The 16,365-nt window shown below is 71.9% G+C and carries 11 protein-coding genes and 4 tRNA genes; 13 read left to right on the top strand and 2 right to left on the bottom strand.

Annotated features, from left to right (window positions below; genetic code table 11):
* Positions 1–113 precede the first annotated feature (113 nt).
* The 3 genes from VF092_18565 to VF092_18555 all read left to right on the top strand — a co-directional run bounded on the left by VF092_18565 (position 114) and on the right by VF092_18555 (position 1,893).
* Positions 114–923: a DUF429 domain-containing protein gene (locus tag VF092_18565; GenBank protein ID HEX6749304.1), complete on the top strand. Its 810-nt coding sequence runs from the start codon at positions 114–116 to the stop codon at positions 921–923.
* Positions 924–949: 26 nt separating this feature from the next.
* On the top strand, positions 950–1,552 hold the full coding sequence (locus VF092_18560; GenBank protein ID HEX6749303.1) for a TIGR00730 family Rossman fold protein: 603 nt from the start codon (positions 950–952) through the stop codon (positions 1,550–1,552).
* Positions 1,553–1,819: 267 nt separating this feature from the next.
* Positions 1,820–1,893, top strand: a tRNA-Met gene (locus VF092_18555).
* A gap of 156 nt (positions 1,894–2,049) precedes the next feature.
* On the opposite strand, the gene VF092_18550 is transcribed toward VF092_18555, so the two are convergent.
* The gene (locus VF092_18550) at positions 2,050–5,892 is read right to left on the bottom strand and encodes a PAS domain S-box protein (GenBank protein HEX6749302.1); all 3,843 of its coding nucleotides are present in this window, start codon (positions 5,890–5,892) and stop codon (positions 2,050–2,052) included.
* 243 nt (positions 5,893–6,135) lie between these two features.
* On the opposite strand from VF092_18550, the gene VF092_18545 reads away from it, so the two are divergent.
* The 6 genes from VF092_18545 to VF092_18520 all read left to right on the top strand — a co-directional run bounded on the left by VF092_18545 (position 6,136) and on the right by VF092_18520 (position 12,860).
* Positions 6,136–6,663, top strand: coding sequence for an acyl-CoA thioesterase (locus VF092_18545; GenBank protein HEX6749301.1), 528 nt, complete (start codon positions 6,136–6,138; stop codon positions 6,661–6,663).
* Positions 6,664–6,844: 181 nt separating this feature from the next.
* Positions 6,845–7,720: a type II CAAX endopeptidase family protein gene (locus tag VF092_18540; protein ID HEX6749300.1), complete on the top strand. Its 876-nt coding sequence runs from the start codon at positions 6,845–6,847 to the stop codon at positions 7,718–7,720.
* A 431-nt stretch (positions 7,721–8,151) separates the two neighbouring features.
* On the top strand, positions 8,152–9,084 hold the full coding sequence (locus tag VF092_18535) for an N-acetylmuramoyl-L-alanine amidase (GenBank protein HEX6749299.1): 933 nt from the start codon (positions 8,152–8,154) through the stop codon (positions 9,082–9,084).
* Between the two features lie 133 nt (positions 9,085–9,217).
* Positions 9,218–9,562 carry a hypothetical protein gene (locus tag VF092_18530; GenBank protein ID HEX6749298.1) on the top strand — a complete coding sequence of 115 codons (345 nt, stop codon included), beginning with the start codon at positions 9,218–9,220 and terminating at the stop codon, positions 9,560–9,562.
* Positions 9,563–9,566: 4 nt separating this feature from the next.
* A complete protein-coding gene (locus tag VF092_18525; GenBank protein HEX6749297.1) occupies positions 9,567–11,525 on the top strand; it encodes a hypothetical protein in 1,959 nt (652 codons plus the stop codon).
* A 90-nt stretch (positions 11,526–11,615) separates the two neighbouring features.
* The gene (locus VF092_18520; GenBank protein ID HEX6749296.1) at positions 11,616–12,860 is read left to right on the top strand and encodes an acetate kinase; all 1,245 of its coding nucleotides are present in this window, start codon (positions 11,616–11,618) and stop codon (positions 12,858–12,860) included.
* A gap of 365 nt (positions 12,861–13,225) precedes the next feature.
* Here VF092_18520 and VF092_18515 read toward each other — a convergent pair whose 3' ends face one another.
* Positions 13,226–13,453, bottom strand: coding sequence for a hypothetical protein (locus tag VF092_18515; GenBank protein HEX6749295.1), 228 nt, complete (start codon positions 13,451–13,453; stop codon positions 13,226–13,228).
* Positions 13,454–14,334: 881 nt separating this feature from the next.
* On the opposite strand from VF092_18515, the gene VF092_18510 reads away from it, so the two are divergent.
* The 4 genes from VF092_18510 to VF092_18495 form a co-directional block, all read left to right on the top strand.
* Positions 14,335–14,406, top strand: a tRNA-His gene (locus VF092_18510).
* 22 nt (positions 14,407–14,428) lie between these two features.
* Positions 14,429–14,557, top strand: a tRNA-OTHER gene (locus tag VF092_18505).
* Between the two features lie 217 nt (positions 14,558–14,774).
* Positions 14,775–14,898: transfer RNA gene (locus VF092_18500), tRNA-OTHER, on the top strand.
* A gap of 770 nt (positions 14,899–15,668) precedes the next feature.
* Positions 15,669–16,365 (top strand): TROVE domain-containing protein (locus VF092_18495; protein HEX6749294.1); only part of this gene is annotated, 697 nt, incomplete at its 3' end.

Genomic DNA, 16,365 nt, shown 5'->3' with positions numbered 1-16,365 from the left:
CGCGTCTCCGCGTGAGTCCGTTGTTGTGGATGCTCGGGCTTGTGCCGCGAGGGTGTGGGCCGGATCTTCCCGCGTCCACGATGACGAATCCACCAATCCCCACGACGCGACGCATGCCCGAGTTCGCCTGGTTCGGCGGGATCGACTTCTCCGGCGCGAAGGAGCCGCTCTCGAACCTGTGGGCCGCCGTGGGCCGCGAGCGCGAGGGGAAGCTGGAGATCGTCTCCCTCTGTCCCCTCCCCTTCCGCGAGGACCTGCGCGCGCACGTCGCGGGCGCGTGGCGCAGGCACGTGGACGCAGGGGAGGACGATGCGATCCTGTGGGGCGCCGACTTCCCCTTCGGCATCCCCGCGGCTGCGGCGGAGCGGATCGCGGAGGGGCGCGAGCCGGCATGGAAGGCGATCGCGTCGTGGATCGCCGACCGGCCGCCCGAGGAGGTGTGGAAGACCCTTCCCGATCTCCAGAAGGCGCTGCGGCGGACGGACACCGGCGGCGCGCTGTCGCCCTTCGACATGCGGCTGTACAAGCAGACGCTGGAGGGGATCCGCTTCCTGCACGAGCTGCGCGACGAAGCCGAGGTCTCCATCTCCCCCGAGGCGCCGGACCCGTCCGCGCCGACGGTGGTGATCGAGGTCTATCCCGCCGGCGCGGCGAAGGAGCTGGGGATCCGCGGCGGGCGCGTGCCCTCGCGCCCGGGCGAGGTGCGCGCGCGGCCGGCGGCGCTCAAGCCATGGATGACCTTCGCGCACCCGTCGATGGAGGCGTGCGCCTGCACCCTCGAGGACGCGCGCGACGCCTGCGTCGCCTGCCTGGTCGCCTTCCTCTGCCGCGGCGATCTCGACCAGCCGTACCGCCTGGGCCGCGTGCCACCGGAATTGCTGGCGCTGGAGGGGTGGATCTACCGTCCCCCCGCCGCATTGTGAGCGTCCACGAATCTCGGCAAGTGGCGATGGGAGGAGGAGATCGCACGCTGCGCCGCGTCTGCGTGTTCTGCGGCTCCAACCCCGGCGGGCGTCCCGACTACGCCGCGGCAGCGCGGGAGATGGGGCGCGTGCTGGTGGAGCGCGGGCTCGGCCTCGTCTACGGGGGCGGCAACGTGGGGCTGATGGGGATCGTGGCCGACACCGTGCTGGCCGGCGGTGGCGAGGTGGTCGGGGTGATCCCCGAGGCGCTGATGGCGCGCGAGGTGGGGCACGCGGGGCTCACCGAGCTGCACGTCGTGCGGACGATGCACGAGCGCAAGGCGATGATGGCGGACCGCGCCGACGCCTTCGTGGCCATGCCGGGCGGCTTCGGCACCTTCGAGGAGTTCTGCGAGGTGCTGACCTGGAGCCAGCTCGGGTTCCATCCCAAGCCGTGCGGGCTGCTGAACGTGGCGGGGTACTACGATCCCCTGCTGGCGCTGTTCGACCGGGGCGCGGAGGAGGGCTTCATCCCGCCGCAGCACCGCGCGCTGGTGATCGAGGAAACCGACCCCGCGCGCCTGCTGGACCGCTTCGCCGCGTTCCGTCCCCCGACGACGAGCAAGTGGATCCGCCCGGACGAGCGCTGACGGCACGGAGGGGGAAGTCCCCGCCCGCCGCGTGGGGAGAAGCCCGCGTAAATATCTACTTGACAATTACTTAGCTTTCGTGTAGCTTGAGAGCGTTCGGCATGGCGGAGAGTTTCATGTTTGAGCCGATATCCTTGAAGCCGGGGGCTGATCCTGCAGCGGACGTGGAGTCCTTCGACGGACATCGCGAAGACTGCGGGGATGCCACCCACCGATACACCACGTATCAGGCTTCAAACCGGCTCTCCGGCGTGTCGTTCCACTCGTCGCGGGGTGGAGCAGCCTGGTAGCTCGTCGGGCTCATAACCCGAAGGTCGCGGGTTCGAATCCCGCCCCCGCTATCGACGCAAAGCGCCTCTGGATCATCGCGATCCGGAGGCGCTTTCGTCATCTCCAAACATCCTTAACTGCATGGCTCACGCAGAGCAGCAGAGGCAGCAGAGAAACTGCATTTTTTCCTCTGCTCCCTCTGCTGCTCTGCGTGAGACTTTCTTTTTTCAGTCGATTGAAGAAGAGCCCAGGGGAAGGGTAAGGGTGAAGACGGAGCCCTCGCCCTCGCTGCTTTCGGCGCCCAGGTCGCCGCCCATCGCGCGGGCCAGGTCGCGGGAGATGGAGAGCCCAAGGCCGGTGCCCTCGCTGGTGCGCGTGTAGCCGGTGGCCACCTGCACGAAGGGCTCGAAGATGGTGCCCAGCTTGTCGCCGGGGATGCCGATCCCCGTGTCGGCCACGCGCACCCGCGCCCAGTCGCCGTCCACCTCGCTCGACAGCGTGATCCGCCCGCCCGCCGGCGTGAACTTGACCGCGTTGGAGAGCAGGTTCAGCACGATCTGCCGCAGCTTCTCGGGGTCCGCGCGCACGGTGGCCGCCGGGTCTGGACGCCGGTACTCGTAGAACAGGCCGCGCGCCTGCACCTGCGGCGCGATCAGCGTCTCCACCTCGCCCAGCAGCTCGTCGAGCGCCACGTCGCCCAGGTCGAAGTGCACGTGGCCCGTTTCGATGCGCGCGAAGTTCAGCACGTCGTTGATCAGCCCCAGCAGGTGCGTCTGGCTGCGGCGGATGCGGCGCAGGTCGTCGCGCTGCGCGTCGGTCAGCGGGCCGCGGATCCCCAGCTCCAGCAGGTCCACGTAGCCGGCGATGGCGTTCAGCGGCGTGCGCAGCTCGTGGCTCATGGTGGTGAGGAAGTCGAACTTGGCGCGGTTGGCAGCCTCGGCCTCGGCGCGCGCCGTCCGCTCGGCTTCGTACAGCCGCGCCCGCTCCAGCGCCACCGCGCCCTGCCGCCCGACCGCCAAGAGGTAGTCCAGCGTGTCGGCGTCGAAGCCGCGCGGCTCCGGGAAGTTGATCACCATCCCTCCCACCGCCCGCCCCTCCACCCACATCGGCGCCACCGCCCAGGCGGCGTAGCGGCTGCGCTGCCCGCGGTCGGGGATGCCGGGATACATCGCCTCCAGCTCCGCGCGGCTGGGGATGGCGATGATCTCGCCCGTGCGCACCGCGTCCGACAGGGGGATGGGGGTGTCGAGGGGGATGCTGCGGAACTCGGCCATCACCGCCGCGTCGAACCCCGTGGCCCACACCAGCTCCACCCGCTCGCTCCCCGGCGCGAGCTGGCTGATCCATCCCGCGGCGGCGCCCAGCGCGCGCATGCTCTCGCCCAGCGCGGCGCGGGCCACCTCCTCCATCGTCCGCGCCGTCGAGAGCGCGGCGGTCACCGCCTGCAGCCGGGCGATCTGCGCCGCGGCGGCCTCGGCCTGGCGGCGGGCCTCCTGCTCGGCCTGGTGCAGCCGCGCGTTCTCCACCGCGGTGGCCGCGCGGCGGGCCAGCTCCTCGGCCAGCGCGCGGTCGCCGGGGCCGTAGCGGCGCGCGGCGTCGGCGCTGGCCAGCACGATGGCCCCCGTCGTCGCTCCCTCCAGCGCCAGGGGCACGGCCACCAGCGACGCGGGGGCCAGCGCGTCGAGCAGCGCCTCGTAGCGGGGGTCGGGAACGGCGCCGCGCAGCATCCCGGCGGCGTTGTCCTCGATCAGCACCGAGCGCCCCTGCCGCAGCGCCGTGGACACGGGCCCGCCGGGCCCCGCCGCGCCCAGCCGCACGGCCACCAGCTCGCGCACCAGCGGCTGGCGCTCCGGGTCGGCGTGGGCGGCCTCCACCCGCATGCCGCCGCCGGGCGCGGCCAGCACCACCGCGCACCAGTCCGCCAGCCGCGGCACCGCCAGCCCGGCGATGGTGCCCAGCACCCGGTCGTAGTCCAGCGACTGCGCCAGCAGCCGGCTGGCCTCGGCCAGGAAGCGCACCGACTCTTCCGCGCGGCGGCGGTCGGTCACGTCGGTGACCATCGCCAGCGACCCCTGCCACTCGCCCGCCTCGCCGCGCACGGAGCTCAGCGAGACGAGCGCCCACAGGTCCGAGCCGTCGCCGCGGACCAGGCGCACGTCGTGGCGCTCGCGGGCGCCGTCCAGCCGCGCCAGGTGCTCGGCCACCTCCGCGCGGGACGCCGGGTGCACGAACTCCGTCAGGGCGCGCCCCTCCACCTCCGCGGGGGGACGCCCGAGCATCCCCGCCATCCGCTCGTTCACGTAGCTGGTGCGCCCCTCCGCGTCGAGCAGCCAGATCCCCTCCTCGGCCGTGTCGATCAGCCGTCGGTAGCGCGCCTCGCTGGCCCGCAGCGCCGCGTCGGCGCGCCGGCGCTCGCTCACGTCGCGGGCGATGGTCGACGCGCCGATCACCCGCCCGTCGGCGTCGTGCAGCGGCGAGATGGCCAGCAGCACGTCGATCTGCGTGCCGTCCTTCCTCACCCGCACCGTCTCGTAGCTGGCCAGCCGCTCGCCGCGCGCCAGCCGCTCCAGGATCGCCGGGATCTCGTCGACGCGGTCGGGCGGGGCCAGGGTGGAGACGTTCCGCCCCACCATCTCCTCCGCCGTGTAGCCGTAGAGCCGCTCGGCGCCCGCGTTCCAGCTCTGGATCACCCCCTCCAGCGTCTTGGAGAAGATGGCGTCCTCGCTCGACTCCACGATGGCCGCCAGGCGCGAGCGCTCCTCCTGTGCGCGGCGGCGGTCGGTCACGTCCTCGAGGAAGAGCGAGACGCCGCCGTTCCACGGCGACACCCGCAGGCTGATCCACCGCCCCAGCGACGTCGACAGGAACTCCACCCGCTCCGGCCGCCGCGCGCGCGCCACCCGGTGCATCACCTCCCACGAGGGGCTCTCCACCACCTCGGGGAACACCTCGTCCACGCGCCGCCCCAGCAGCTCGCCACGGGGGCGGCCCAGCAGCTCCTCGCCGGGGCGGTTCACATAGGTGTAGCGGAACTCCGAGTCGAAGGCGATGAACGCCTCGCCGATCCCCTCCAGCACCGCCTCGAGCCGGCCGCGTCCCGCCTCGGCCTCGGCGCGCCCGGCCTGCTCGGCCGCCAGGCGCCGCGCCGTCTCCTCGGCCGCGCGCGCGTCGGTCACGTCCTGCCCCGTCCCCGACATCCGCGTGACCGCGCCCGTGCGGTCGATCTCCACCCGCCCGCGCGCGTGCAGCATGCGGATGGAGCCGTCGGCCAGGACGATGCGGTGGTCCAGCTCGAACGGCTCGCGCGTCTTCCTCGACCGCTCCACCTCGGCGCGGACGCGCTCGCGGTCGCCGGGGTGCACGTGCTCCAGGAAGGTGCCGAGCGACACGTCGACGGAGCCCGGCTCGAAGCCGTAGATGCGGTACATCTCGTCGGACCACCACACGTGGTCGTGCGCCACGTCCCACTCCCAGCTCCCCACGTGCGCCAGCGCCTGCGCCTCGGCCAGCGAGCGGGCGGCGCTCTCCTCCAGCTGGCGGTTGGCCTCGACCAGCTCCTCGGCCAGCGTCTGCGCCTCCTCGGTCTGCAGCTCCAGCTCGGCCGCCTGCTGCTGCAGCTCCACGGCCTGCTCCTCCAGCCGCTGCGCGTGCTCGGCGGCCTCGCGCGCGGCCTGCACGGCGCGGCGGCGCGATACGTCGAGCGACTCGCGCATGGAGCCGATCAGCACCGCCAGGCCGGCGAACACCGCCATCCGCAGCAGGGTGATGGGCGCCGTGCTCCACGCGAAGGCCGGGTCCAGGAAGAAGTAGTTGGCCAGGGGGAGGGCCAGCAGCGTCACCAACAGCGCGGGTCCCCGGCCGCCGAACCAGGCGCAGAGGATGATGGCCGCGAAGAAGAAGATGAAGACGTTGGTGGCGATGAACTGCCGGAACGCCAGCGACAGCGCCAGCGCCGCCGCGGTGCCCGCCAGCGCCGCGCCGTAGCGCAGCCACGCCGGCCGCTCGGCGGGGACGTCGGGCGCGGGAGGAGGCGTGTCGACGGGAGAGGAGCCGGGGCCGGATACCGCCATCGTTCGTTCGCGGAGGGGACCTGCGGCGGACGCACGCCGGGGGAGATGAAGTCGGTAGTTTATGCCCCCGCCACCGGTTCGGAAATCCCCCGTCTCCCGGTTTCGACGGACGCCGGCGCGAGGGATTCCACCGCGACGCAGGATGCCGCGCCGGGCGCCTTTCCCCGCCGCGCATCGTCCGCCATCTTCCGCGCGCCGAGGCGGCTGCGGGATTCAGGGACGAGCGTGAGACGAGGAGCGAGGATGGCGGAGCGGATGATCCGGCCGGTGGAGATCTACCTGAAGTCGGCCGCGCCGGATCCGGCGGTGCCGCGGCCGGTGCGGCTGAGCCAGGTGACGTTCGCGGACCTGGCCGAGCCGCAGAGCCAGAACGTGGCGGGCACGCTGTTCGGCGGCGTGCTGCTGGGCTTCATCGACCGCGCGGCGGCGTTCTGCGCCATGAAGCACGCGGGCCGGCCGGTGGTGACCAGGAGCTTCGACAGCGTGGAGTTCAACGAGCCCATCTACATCGGCGAGCTGGTGGTGGCGCACGCGTCGGTGAACTTCACCGGCACCAGCAGCATGGAGGTGGGGGTGAAGGTGTTCGCGCAGAACCCCGTCACCGGCGAGGAGCGCCACACCAACACCTGCTACGCCACCTTCGTGGCCCTCGACGGCGACGGCCGCCCCGCGCGCGTCCCGCCCATCCTTCCCGAGACGGACGACGAGAAGCGCCGCTTCGAGGCCGGCAGGCAGCGCCGCGACGAGCGCCTCGCCCGCCGCCGCCGGTGATCTCTGGTCTCACGCGGAGACGCGGAGTCGCGGAGAACTCAGCGCGGGAGCGAGTTCTCCGCGGCTCCGCGGCTCCGCGTGAGGCTTTTCTTTTCAGGAGATTCGGAGAAGGGATTCGGCGCGGGCGGGACGGCGTTAGCTTGATCCGGCGAGCATCGTCCCCACTTCCATCCTCCGTCCGTTGATCGCCACGGAAGATTCGCCCCGCGAGGTACGCCGCACCGCGCTGCGCCACCTGCGCCGCACGGTGCGCGACGTCGTGGTGGCGGCAGTGATCTTCATCCTCTGGCAGCTGTCGGCGGGCCTTTTCCTGCTGATGCCGCCGCGGCTCGCCGTGTTCTGGCTGATCGTCGTCGCCGCGCTCTTCCTGTGGTGCCACGCGATCACGGAGGGATGGAGCACCGCCCGCGGCCGCGCCACGGAGCGCGTCCGCCCCTTCCCCCGCCCGGCGTGGCGGTGGATCGCGGTGCTCGCGCCCGTGATGTCCACCGGCGCGCTGGCGATGTGGATGGTGATCACCTCGCTCCACCTCGCGCGCGACCGGCCGCTCCCCCGGCAGCTGGTGGAGTACGCCGAGCGCCCCGGCGGCACCCTGGTGCTGGTGATGGTGATCGCGGGGATGGCGCCGCTGCTGGAGGAGTTCGCCTTCCGCGGCTGGATGCAGCGCCCGATGGAGCGACGCTTCGGCGCGCCGGCGGCCATCGGCGTGACGTCGGTGCTCTTCGCGCTGGCGCACCTGGAGCCCGGCGGCATCGTCATCCGCGTCGCCGGGGGGATGGCGCTGGGCTACGCGGTGTGGGCCACGCGCTCCATCTGGGCCGGCGTGGCGCTGCACGTCGCCTGGAACGCCGGGGTGCTGGCCTGGGGCGGCCTCTTCCCCCGCTTCGATCCGGCCACGCGCGGCCCGCGGCTGGCGCTCCCGGCCGCGCTCGCCTTCGCCGCGTGCGTCGCCCTGTACGCGTGGACGGCGCCGCGCCTCCGCGCCGCGTCGCGCCCGAAGACCGCGCCGCTGCATCCCCTCCCCCAAGAGTATCCCGGGTCGAAGGGGGGATGGTGAAATGATCCCTCCACATCGCGAGCCGGTCAGGCCGAGAGGTGCGGAGGCGCCATCGTGTCTCCAGACATCCTCAACTGCATGGCTCACGCAGGGTTAGCAGAGTCAGCAGAAAAAGCTGCTGTTTACTGCTGACTCTGCTGACTCTGCGTGAGGCCTTCTTTTTTGATCGATTGAGGACGAGCCCAGGAGAAAGGGTGAGGGTGAAGACGGAGCCCTCGCCCGCGCGGCGCTCGGCGCCTAGGTCGCCGCCCATCGCGCGCGCCAAATCGCGATCACCCGGACGGCGTGAGCGTTGACGGGTGCCGCGGCGGTGGCGATGTTTCGCCATGGCCGGCGGGGATTTCGATGGATCGCCCCGCGCCGGCCCGCCGCCCGGATCGCCCGTCCCACCGGACTCCGCCCGGCCTCTCGCACCACCCCGCGACACCAGCATGACCGCGACCCCAACGGCCGCCCCGGGCGGCCTTTCCGTATCCATGGCCGAACTGCCGTTCCACATCCACGAATCCGCCCTGATCCCGCTCGAAGACGGGCAGGCGGTGAGCGCCGGCTGGCCCGAGTCGATCGGCGGGCGCCCGCTCGGCGTCACCTGGCACTGGACGGTGACGTGGGACCTGGAGCTCTGCCGGCGCCTGCTCGGCGGCCGCAACGCCGAGCGCAAGGGCGAGGCGAGCGCGCACTACGGCGTGGGCCGCGGCTTCGACGAGGGCGTGGACCGCTACGTGAGCCTGGAGAACCGCTCCTGGCACGCGGGAAAGAGCCAGACGCTGCGCTGGGACGGCCGGCCGCTCGGCTCGCCCGACTACAAGGGCTCGCGCTCCACCATCGGCGTGGAGACGGTGAACATCGGCTTCGCCACCTCGCCGGTGATGGTGGGCGACGACTGGATCGCGGCCGCCACCCCCGACGGCAAGCCCGTCCGCGTGCAGCCGTGGACCGACGAGCAGGTGGCGATGATGGTCGCCGTCGGCCGCGAGATCGTGGCGCGCTGGCCGCACATCGGCCCCGACGACCACCACGGGCACCACGACCTGTGCCCCGGCTACAAGGTGGACCCGGCGGGCTTCCCCTTCGCGCGCGTGCTGCGCGGCATCTATCCCGACCGCGCCATCGACGACGTGTGGACGCCCACGCAGACGGTGGTGCAGCGCCAGCGCGCGCTCGCCGCGCTCGGCTACGATCTGGGGCCGACGGGCGTGGACGGCCAGTGGGGGCACCGCAGCCAGGCCGCGCTCAAGCGCTTCCAGTCCGAGCACGATCTCGTCGCCAACGGTTACTGGAGCACCTTCGTCTCCCGCCGCCTCTGCGAGGTCGTGCGCGAGCGGGGGCTGGAGCTGGGGGAGGTGGCGTCCCCGACGAGCTAGACCACGCTTCGCGGCAATTCGCCACCGCCCGTCCATCCCCCTCTTCGAGCCGGCCGGAAGCCATCCCCGCGGCGCTGGCAGGGTCATCCAACTGCTTCTCCGATCCCCATTCCCCACCCCGTGGAGACGCCGCATGCTCATCGTTCCGGATTCGTCCGACAAGTCACGCGCGCTCCTGGACCAGGCGCTCGCCGACCGCTTCCGCATCACCATGCTGGTGGTGGGTGATGGTGGGGGCGAGGACGTGATCGCGTCGAAGGCCGACGTCCGCGCGCACGCGCTGCCCACGGCACGGCAGGTGGTGTGGGTGCGCGATCCCGCGCTGCTGACGCAGAGCGAGGCGAGCGACTTTCTGCAGGGCGGCGCCGTGGTGTGCGTGCTGAACCTCGACCAGAAGCCGTCCGTGCGGCTGACCGCGGGCGAGGCGAAAAGCCTGACGCAGCTCGAGCTGGCCTTTCTTCGCGCGCAGCAGGGGTAGCGCCATGCCACGCACCCGGCCGCGGCTTGCCGCGATCGCCGCCCTCGGCGCGCTGCTCGCCGCCGCGCCCGCGGCAGCACAGGTCTCGCCCGCGCCGCCCGGCCGCCCGGCGATGCTGCGGATCGAGGAGGAGCCGCAGTCCGGCGGCACCCGCGCGCTGCCGACGTCGGGGCGGGGGTTCGCCGACATCAACAGCGTGCTGCGCGTGGTGCCCGACCAGGCCGCCATCGAGGCGCTGGCCGCGCCCGCGCTGCGCGCCCTGGACGACCCCGCCGCCCGGCGGGTGGCCGCGCTGTCCGACACGCTCGGGCAAGTGCGCGACCTGCTGCGCGCCTTCGACGACAGCCTGTCGGCGGTGGTGGACGCGATCTCGGCGGCCGAGGCGCAGCTCGCCCGCAATCCGCGCGACGCGGCGGCGCACCAGGCGCTGCGCGCCTCGCTGGCAGGGCACGCGGGGATCCTCATCCCCCTCATCACCTTCCTGGCCGACCGCGGGGCGAACACCGATTCGGCGCTAGCCGTGGGCGATCCCGGCTACGTGGCCATCGGCGAGCTGGCGCGGCGCGAGATCGAGGGGATCGGGCAGCGGCTGGCGGGCGCCTCCAGCGACCTGGCCCGCTCGCGCCCCGACGTGATGCCGCGCGTGCAGATCTTCGCGGTGCGCACCGGGCCCGACCGCCCCGCCTCGCAGATCCACATCTCCAACTACGACAACCTGCCGCAGGGCGACGTGACGCCGGTGGACAAGCTGGCGTTCACCATGACGCCCGAGGAGCAGGCGCGGGTGGAGCGGGGACGCCAGTTCGCCCGCGAGATCCTGCAGCTCGCGGGCGACCTGCGCACCACGGCCGCCCGGCTCCGCGAGGACGTGGAGACGGCCGCGCGGCTGCTGAGCGCGGAGCTCGACAGCGCCAAGGTGGTGCTCGACTCTCTGCCCACGGCCGCGGAGCTGCGCGCGCTGCGCGACGAGCTGGCGGCGCTGCCGCAGACGGCGCAGCTCCGCTACGATCTGGATGCGGTGGCGTCGCTGGTGGAGCCGCTGGCCACCCTCCGCACGCTGCACCAGTCGCTGCGCGGCGGGGTGCAGGGCGGCTCGGCCGAAGCGCTGCTGGCGCAGCTTGCCGCCATGCAGCAGTCGCTGTCGCAGGTGATGAACGCGCTTCCCGCCATCTCCGCGCTTCCCGGCAGGCTGGCGGAAGACCTCGACGCGCTGGACACCGCGGTCCGCGCCGTGCTGGCGGGCGACGCCGGGGCGCAGCGCACGCGGCTGCAGCGGCTGCTGGAACAGCAGATCCCCCGGTGGAAGCGCGCGCAGGCGCAGCTTTCGTCGCTCGGCCAGCACTACCGCACCTTCGCCGCGCGGGTCACGAGCCTTTCCGAGCTCGCCGGGCTCACCGGCGCCACCGAGCGGGTGGGAAGCACGTCCGTTCCACTGGACCAGATCGAGCGCACCCTGGTGTCCGTCCAGGCCGCCAGCCTGGTGCCGGGCGAGCTGTACCTGCGCCGCAACGTGGCCGACGGCGACGAGGTCACCATCACCCTGCGCGTGCTGGACCCGCAGACGGGAAAGCCGCTGGCCCAGGAAGAGCGGACCGTGGGCGTGCGCACCTTCGGGCTCTACCGCACCTGGACGGCCGGGCTCGCCTTCGCCAGCCCGCAGGGCGCGAGCGGGTTCAAGCCGGGGATCTCCACCTCGTACGTGCTCCACTTCCGCAACCGTCCCGGCGGCCGGGCCAACCCGGGCTCGCTGCTGGACCCGCGCGGGCTGGGGGTGGGGTTGATGTCGGTCGTTTTCACGCGCGACGACGGGATCCAGCTCGGGATCGGGGGAACGCTCACCCTGCTGGAGGACATCGTACAGGCGGGATACGGCGTGAACCTCCAGACGGAGAAGGGATACTTCGTGCTGGCCACGCCGCTGCTGGACCTGATCAACCGGGCGAGGGATGCGATCGATCGGTAGCCGCCGCCGGGCTCTGGACCCGGGGTGCCGGGCGCCGTACCATGGGGCGCCCGGCACCTTCTGCTTTCCCCGGACGGATACGGCCTCGCGGTGAACATCCTCGTCCTCAACGTCGGCTCGTCGACGCTCAAGTTCCAGCTCATCGACACCGACGAGCACCGCTTCGCCGACAACGGCGACCGCAGGCTGGCGCGCGGGCAGGTGGAGCGCATCGGCGGCAGCGCCGTGTGGACGTACCGCGCCGGCGCGGGCGAGCCCGTCACCGGCGAGGCGGGGCTGCGCGACCATCGCGCCGCCGTCGACCACCTGCTCGGGTGGATGACGGACCCCGACTCCGGCGTCCCCATCTCCAGCGTGGCGGAGATCGGGGCGGCGGGGCACCGCGTGGCCCACGGCGGCGAGCGCTTCGTCCACTCGGTGCCCATCGACGAAGCGGTGATGCGCGGCATCGAGGACACCATCGAGCTGGCGCCGCTGCACAATCCCGCCAACCTCAAGGGGATCCAGGCGGTACGCGCGGTGCTGGGCCCCGGCGTGCCGCAGGTAGCGGTGTTCGACACGGCCTTCCACCACACGCTTCCCGAGCAGGCCTTCCTCTACGCTATCCCCTACTCGCTCTATCGGCGCCACCGGGTGCGGCGCTACGGCTTCCACGGCACCAGCCACCGCTACATCAGCTACCGCTGGCGCCAGCTGACCGGCCGCCCGCGCGAGGGCTCGCGGCTGATCACGCTGCACCTGGGCAACGGCTGCTCGGCGTGCGCCATCCGCGATGGCGACTCGGTGGACACGTCGATGGGGTTCACGCCGCTGGAAGGGCTGGTGATGGGCACGCGCTCAGGAGATGTCGATCCGGCGGTGCTGGACTACGTGGCGGAGAAGGAAGGATTGTCGCTGCACGACGTGGAGCTGCTGCTGAACAAGCAGAGCGGGCTGCTGGGGATCAGCGGGCTGACCAACGACATGCGCGAGCTGATGGCCGAGGCCGACGAGCACGACGACCGCCGCGCGCGCCTGGCCATCGAGCTGTTCTGCTACCGCGCGCGCAAGTACGTGGGCGCGTACCTGGCCGCGCTCGGCGGCGCGGACGCCGTCTGCTTCGCCGGCGGGGTGGGCGAGAACGCGCCCCGCATCCGCGCGAAGATCTGCGAGGGCCTCGAGTTCGTCGGCCTCCGCCTCGACCCCGCCGCCAACGAGGCCACGGCCGGCGGTCGCGAGGGCCGCATCAGCGCCGAGGGCTCGCGCCCCGAGGTGTGGGCGATCCCAACGGACGAGGAGCTGCTGATCGCGCGCGACACGTACCGGGTCGTGCACGGGATCGAGACGAGGTACTGACGGGAGTCCTGAGTCCTAAGTCCTGAGTCCCAAGTCCTGAGTGCTGAGTCCTGAGTGCTGAGTGCCCAAGATCGGCATCTCCGCATCCGCGGCATCGCGCCCTCTCCGGCTCGCCTGGGCTCGCCACTTCTCCCGTACCGGGCCCGTACCGGGAGAGGTAGCCGCCCAAGCATCTGCGCTGTCCGGCGAGATTCGCGTGGTCGTGGTGATACTGGGCCGCGCGCCGATGAAGTCCGCGAAGGCGGACTGCGTGTCGTTGTAGCCGCGAGTTCACTCGCATCCCGCGAGAACGAAGCATCCCACAAGCGCCGAGGGGCGGCCCCGCATCGGAGGCCGCCCCTCGCGTGCTTCGATGCGCCGCCGCGTCAGGCGGGGACGTGGGTGCCGCAGCCGCCGGGGTTCGCGGGGCCCGTGCAGATGCAGGTGCGGAAGCAGGTGAACCCGAAGCAGGTGCCCACCAGCGGGTCGCACGTGTGCGCCTGGATGTTCGTCGGCGCGTGCGCCCGCACCGTTCCGCGCGAGTCCGTCTCCGCCGGCTCCGGCGTGAAGCTCTCCACCGCCAGCCGGTCGATCTCCAGCCTCAGCTTCCGCATGGGTCCACCTCCTCATCAAAGGGTGCTTCACGGCTCGCCCCGGCGCCTCACCGGACGAGCAGGTACAGGGTAGGGTGATCGACAATCGTCATCAAGAGATCTGTGGCTCTACGAAAATCCGTTCGATTGTGTGAAGCAATCATCTCGCGTTCTCGCAGGGAGTTACGCTTCCCATCGCCTGTGAATCCCCCATCCTGCTTTGTCCAGGCGGCGCGAAGAGGGGGGTTGACACCGTTTCGAGGCTCGTTTAGAGTTGGCGCCCTTGGGAGTCGCGTCCCGATGATCGTTCGGCTGTCCGAGCCCGCTCGCGGGTGGACGGCCGCGTCGAAGCACGAGTGCTCGGCGAGACATCGGTGGCGCGACTTTTTGTTTCCAGGCACCACGCACGACGCACGCTGAACCACAGGTCCATGCCGCAGTCCGCATCTGCTCGCCCGAAACGGCACAGCCCGCTCGCCGGCTCACAGCCGGTGCACGCGCGGGAGAAGTGCGCCCATAGACTCGGGGGAGAGGTGCGTCCGTTCGCGGCGGAAAGCGAGCCGCGGGCGCTGTATTCGGCCATCGGGCTGGGCAGGAACATCGGTACGACGGATCTACGCGGGAGGGCCGGGATGTAGGCGCCACGTGCTGGCGCGCATTCCCCGTCCACGGGAGCGACACGAATCGCCCCGCCCGCGTGAAACCATCGCGGGCGGGGCGATTCCGTTTCTCCCCTCCGCATCACGCTTCGGCAGGAGGTGCATGGAGATGAACGAAGGCTGACGGACGGAGGGCCGGCGGGGCGCGATGCCCCAGGCCTGGTGCAAACGCGACCATCAGCGCCGAAGGCGGAACGCTTCCGCCGGCCCCCGACCGAGATCGCAGGAACACGCAGGCGCATGGCGGCCGTAGCTCAACAGGTAGAGCACTGGTCCGTGGAGCCGGGGGAGTGGGTTCGAGCCCCACCGGTCGCCCCTGCGCCCGCGCGAGAAGAGGAAGCCCGTAGCTCAGTCCGGTTAGAGCAGCGGAAATCTCCTCCCCGCTTCCTTGCCCGCCTGAAACCCGGGCCGATGTGGGAGGATCATCGTAATCCGATGGTCGCGGGTTCGAATCCCGCCGGGCTTCCCTTCCCGCGCTGATGTGATCCGAATCCGGGAATCTGGTGATGTACCCAAACCGATGCCACGCTGACGTCATCCTGAGGCCGGCCAGCCCGTAATCAGCGTCTGTGCAAGCGCTTGCAGGCCGAAGGATCTATCATCGCGTCAGCACGGAGATTCGGTCGGACGCACCAATACCTCACCCGGACTTGGTATGAGACGGGAGGGAGTGAAGAGAATACGGGACTGTAGCTCAGTGGAAGAGCACTTCCCTGGCCGCACCTCGTCCGGCGGAGCGCCGGGCCGAAGGCCGTGGGTTATCGACTGCTAATCGAGAGGTCGCGGGTTCGAATCCCGCCGGTCCCACTGACGGAAGACTTGCCGCACCGGCGCGCGCGGGCCGCACGCAGTCGGTTATCGCACCAAACCCTTTCACGGGATCCGGGAGAAATGCGTACCCGGGCCGACGCGACCTTTCGGTCCGCGCGCGGCGGTGCGGCAGGGAAGAAAGTACCGGAGTGCCGAGTGCTGAGTGCGGGGCGCCGCGGGTCGGAGCTGCTCGGTTATCGCTGAGAACGAAGACGAGCTGCGACAACTCATCCGCGGTGCCAGGCCGAGTATGCGGTGCCGTCGGTAAGGGCCGGCGTGGCCGACGCCGGGTTCCCCCCCACCCCCGGCCCCTCCCCCACGAGGGGGGAGGGATGGGGGAGGGGAGACCTCAGCGCGGGAACGGGCTCCGGATCTGAGTTCTCCCCCGCCCCTGCGAAGCGGGGGAGGGGGCCGGGGGGAGGGGGCCGCCTGCGGCCGCGGACAAGGCTGGCCGTGCGCGCTGATGTAGCCCCCGCGCAGCGAGGGACATGCTCGGCATTTCGGCAGATCGGTTTCGAGACGGAAGGAAGAGACGGGGCCGGGTCGCAGCTGTTCGGTTATCACTTCGCTTGAACCGAAGCTCCCGGGAAACCGGGGCATCCGAGCGGCAATCCCTCATCCGGCTCCGTTGCACCACCGCGCGCCGGGTCGATCGCGCCTGGTTAACGGGCCTGTTCCGGTCGTCCGGGCAGGAAATACCCGGCGCGGCCCCTCATCCGCGGCGCACGCGGAACACCCAGACCCCTCGCCCGAAAGGAGGCGAGACCATGCTCGATTTCACGCAGTACTTCGCGACTCGCCTGCGGAAGCTCGCGACCCCGCAGAGCGCGCAGATCCCCGGGTCGGCGCAGGTGCCCAACTCGGCCGGCGGGTTCGCCTGGCCGGTGGACCGCTGGGCGCGGCTGGACCGCTTCCTGGTCCTCGGGAGCGAGGGCGGGACCTACTACATCGGCGAGCGCACGCTGACGGTGGAGAACGCCGCCGCCGCGGCCGAGTGCGTGGCCGAGGACGGCGCGCGCGTGGTGCGGCGCGTGGTGGAGATCAGCGAGAGCGGCCGCGCGCCGAACAACGACCCCGCGCTGTTCGTGCTGGCCATGGTGGCCGGGATGGGCGACGAGGCCGCCCGGGCCGCCGCGCTCGAGGCGCTGCCGCGGGTGGCGCGGACGGGGACGCACCTGCTGCACTGGCTGCGCTACGTGCAGGCGTTCCGCGGCTGGGGGCGCGGCGTGCGCCGGGCGGTGGGTGCCTGGTACCTGGGCAAGGAGCCGCGCGAGCTGGCGTACCAGCTCCTGAAGTACCCGCAGCGCGACGGCTGGAGCCACCGCGACGCGCTGCGGCTGGCGCACCCCAAGCCGGCGGACGGCGAGCAGCGGGCGCTGCTGGCCCGGGCCGTCACCGGCGCGCTCCCCGCCGAGGCGCCGGATACGGATGCCGTGCGGCTGGTGCAGGCCGTGGCCGCGCTGC

The sequence above is a fragment of the Longimicrobium sp. genome (assembly GCA_036377595.1).
In the GTDB taxonomy this organism is placed as follows: Bacteria; Gemmatimonadota; Gemmatimonadetes; order Longimicrobiales; family Longimicrobiaceae; genus Longimicrobium.
This window is presented reverse-complemented; position numbering and strand designations above follow the sequence as displayed.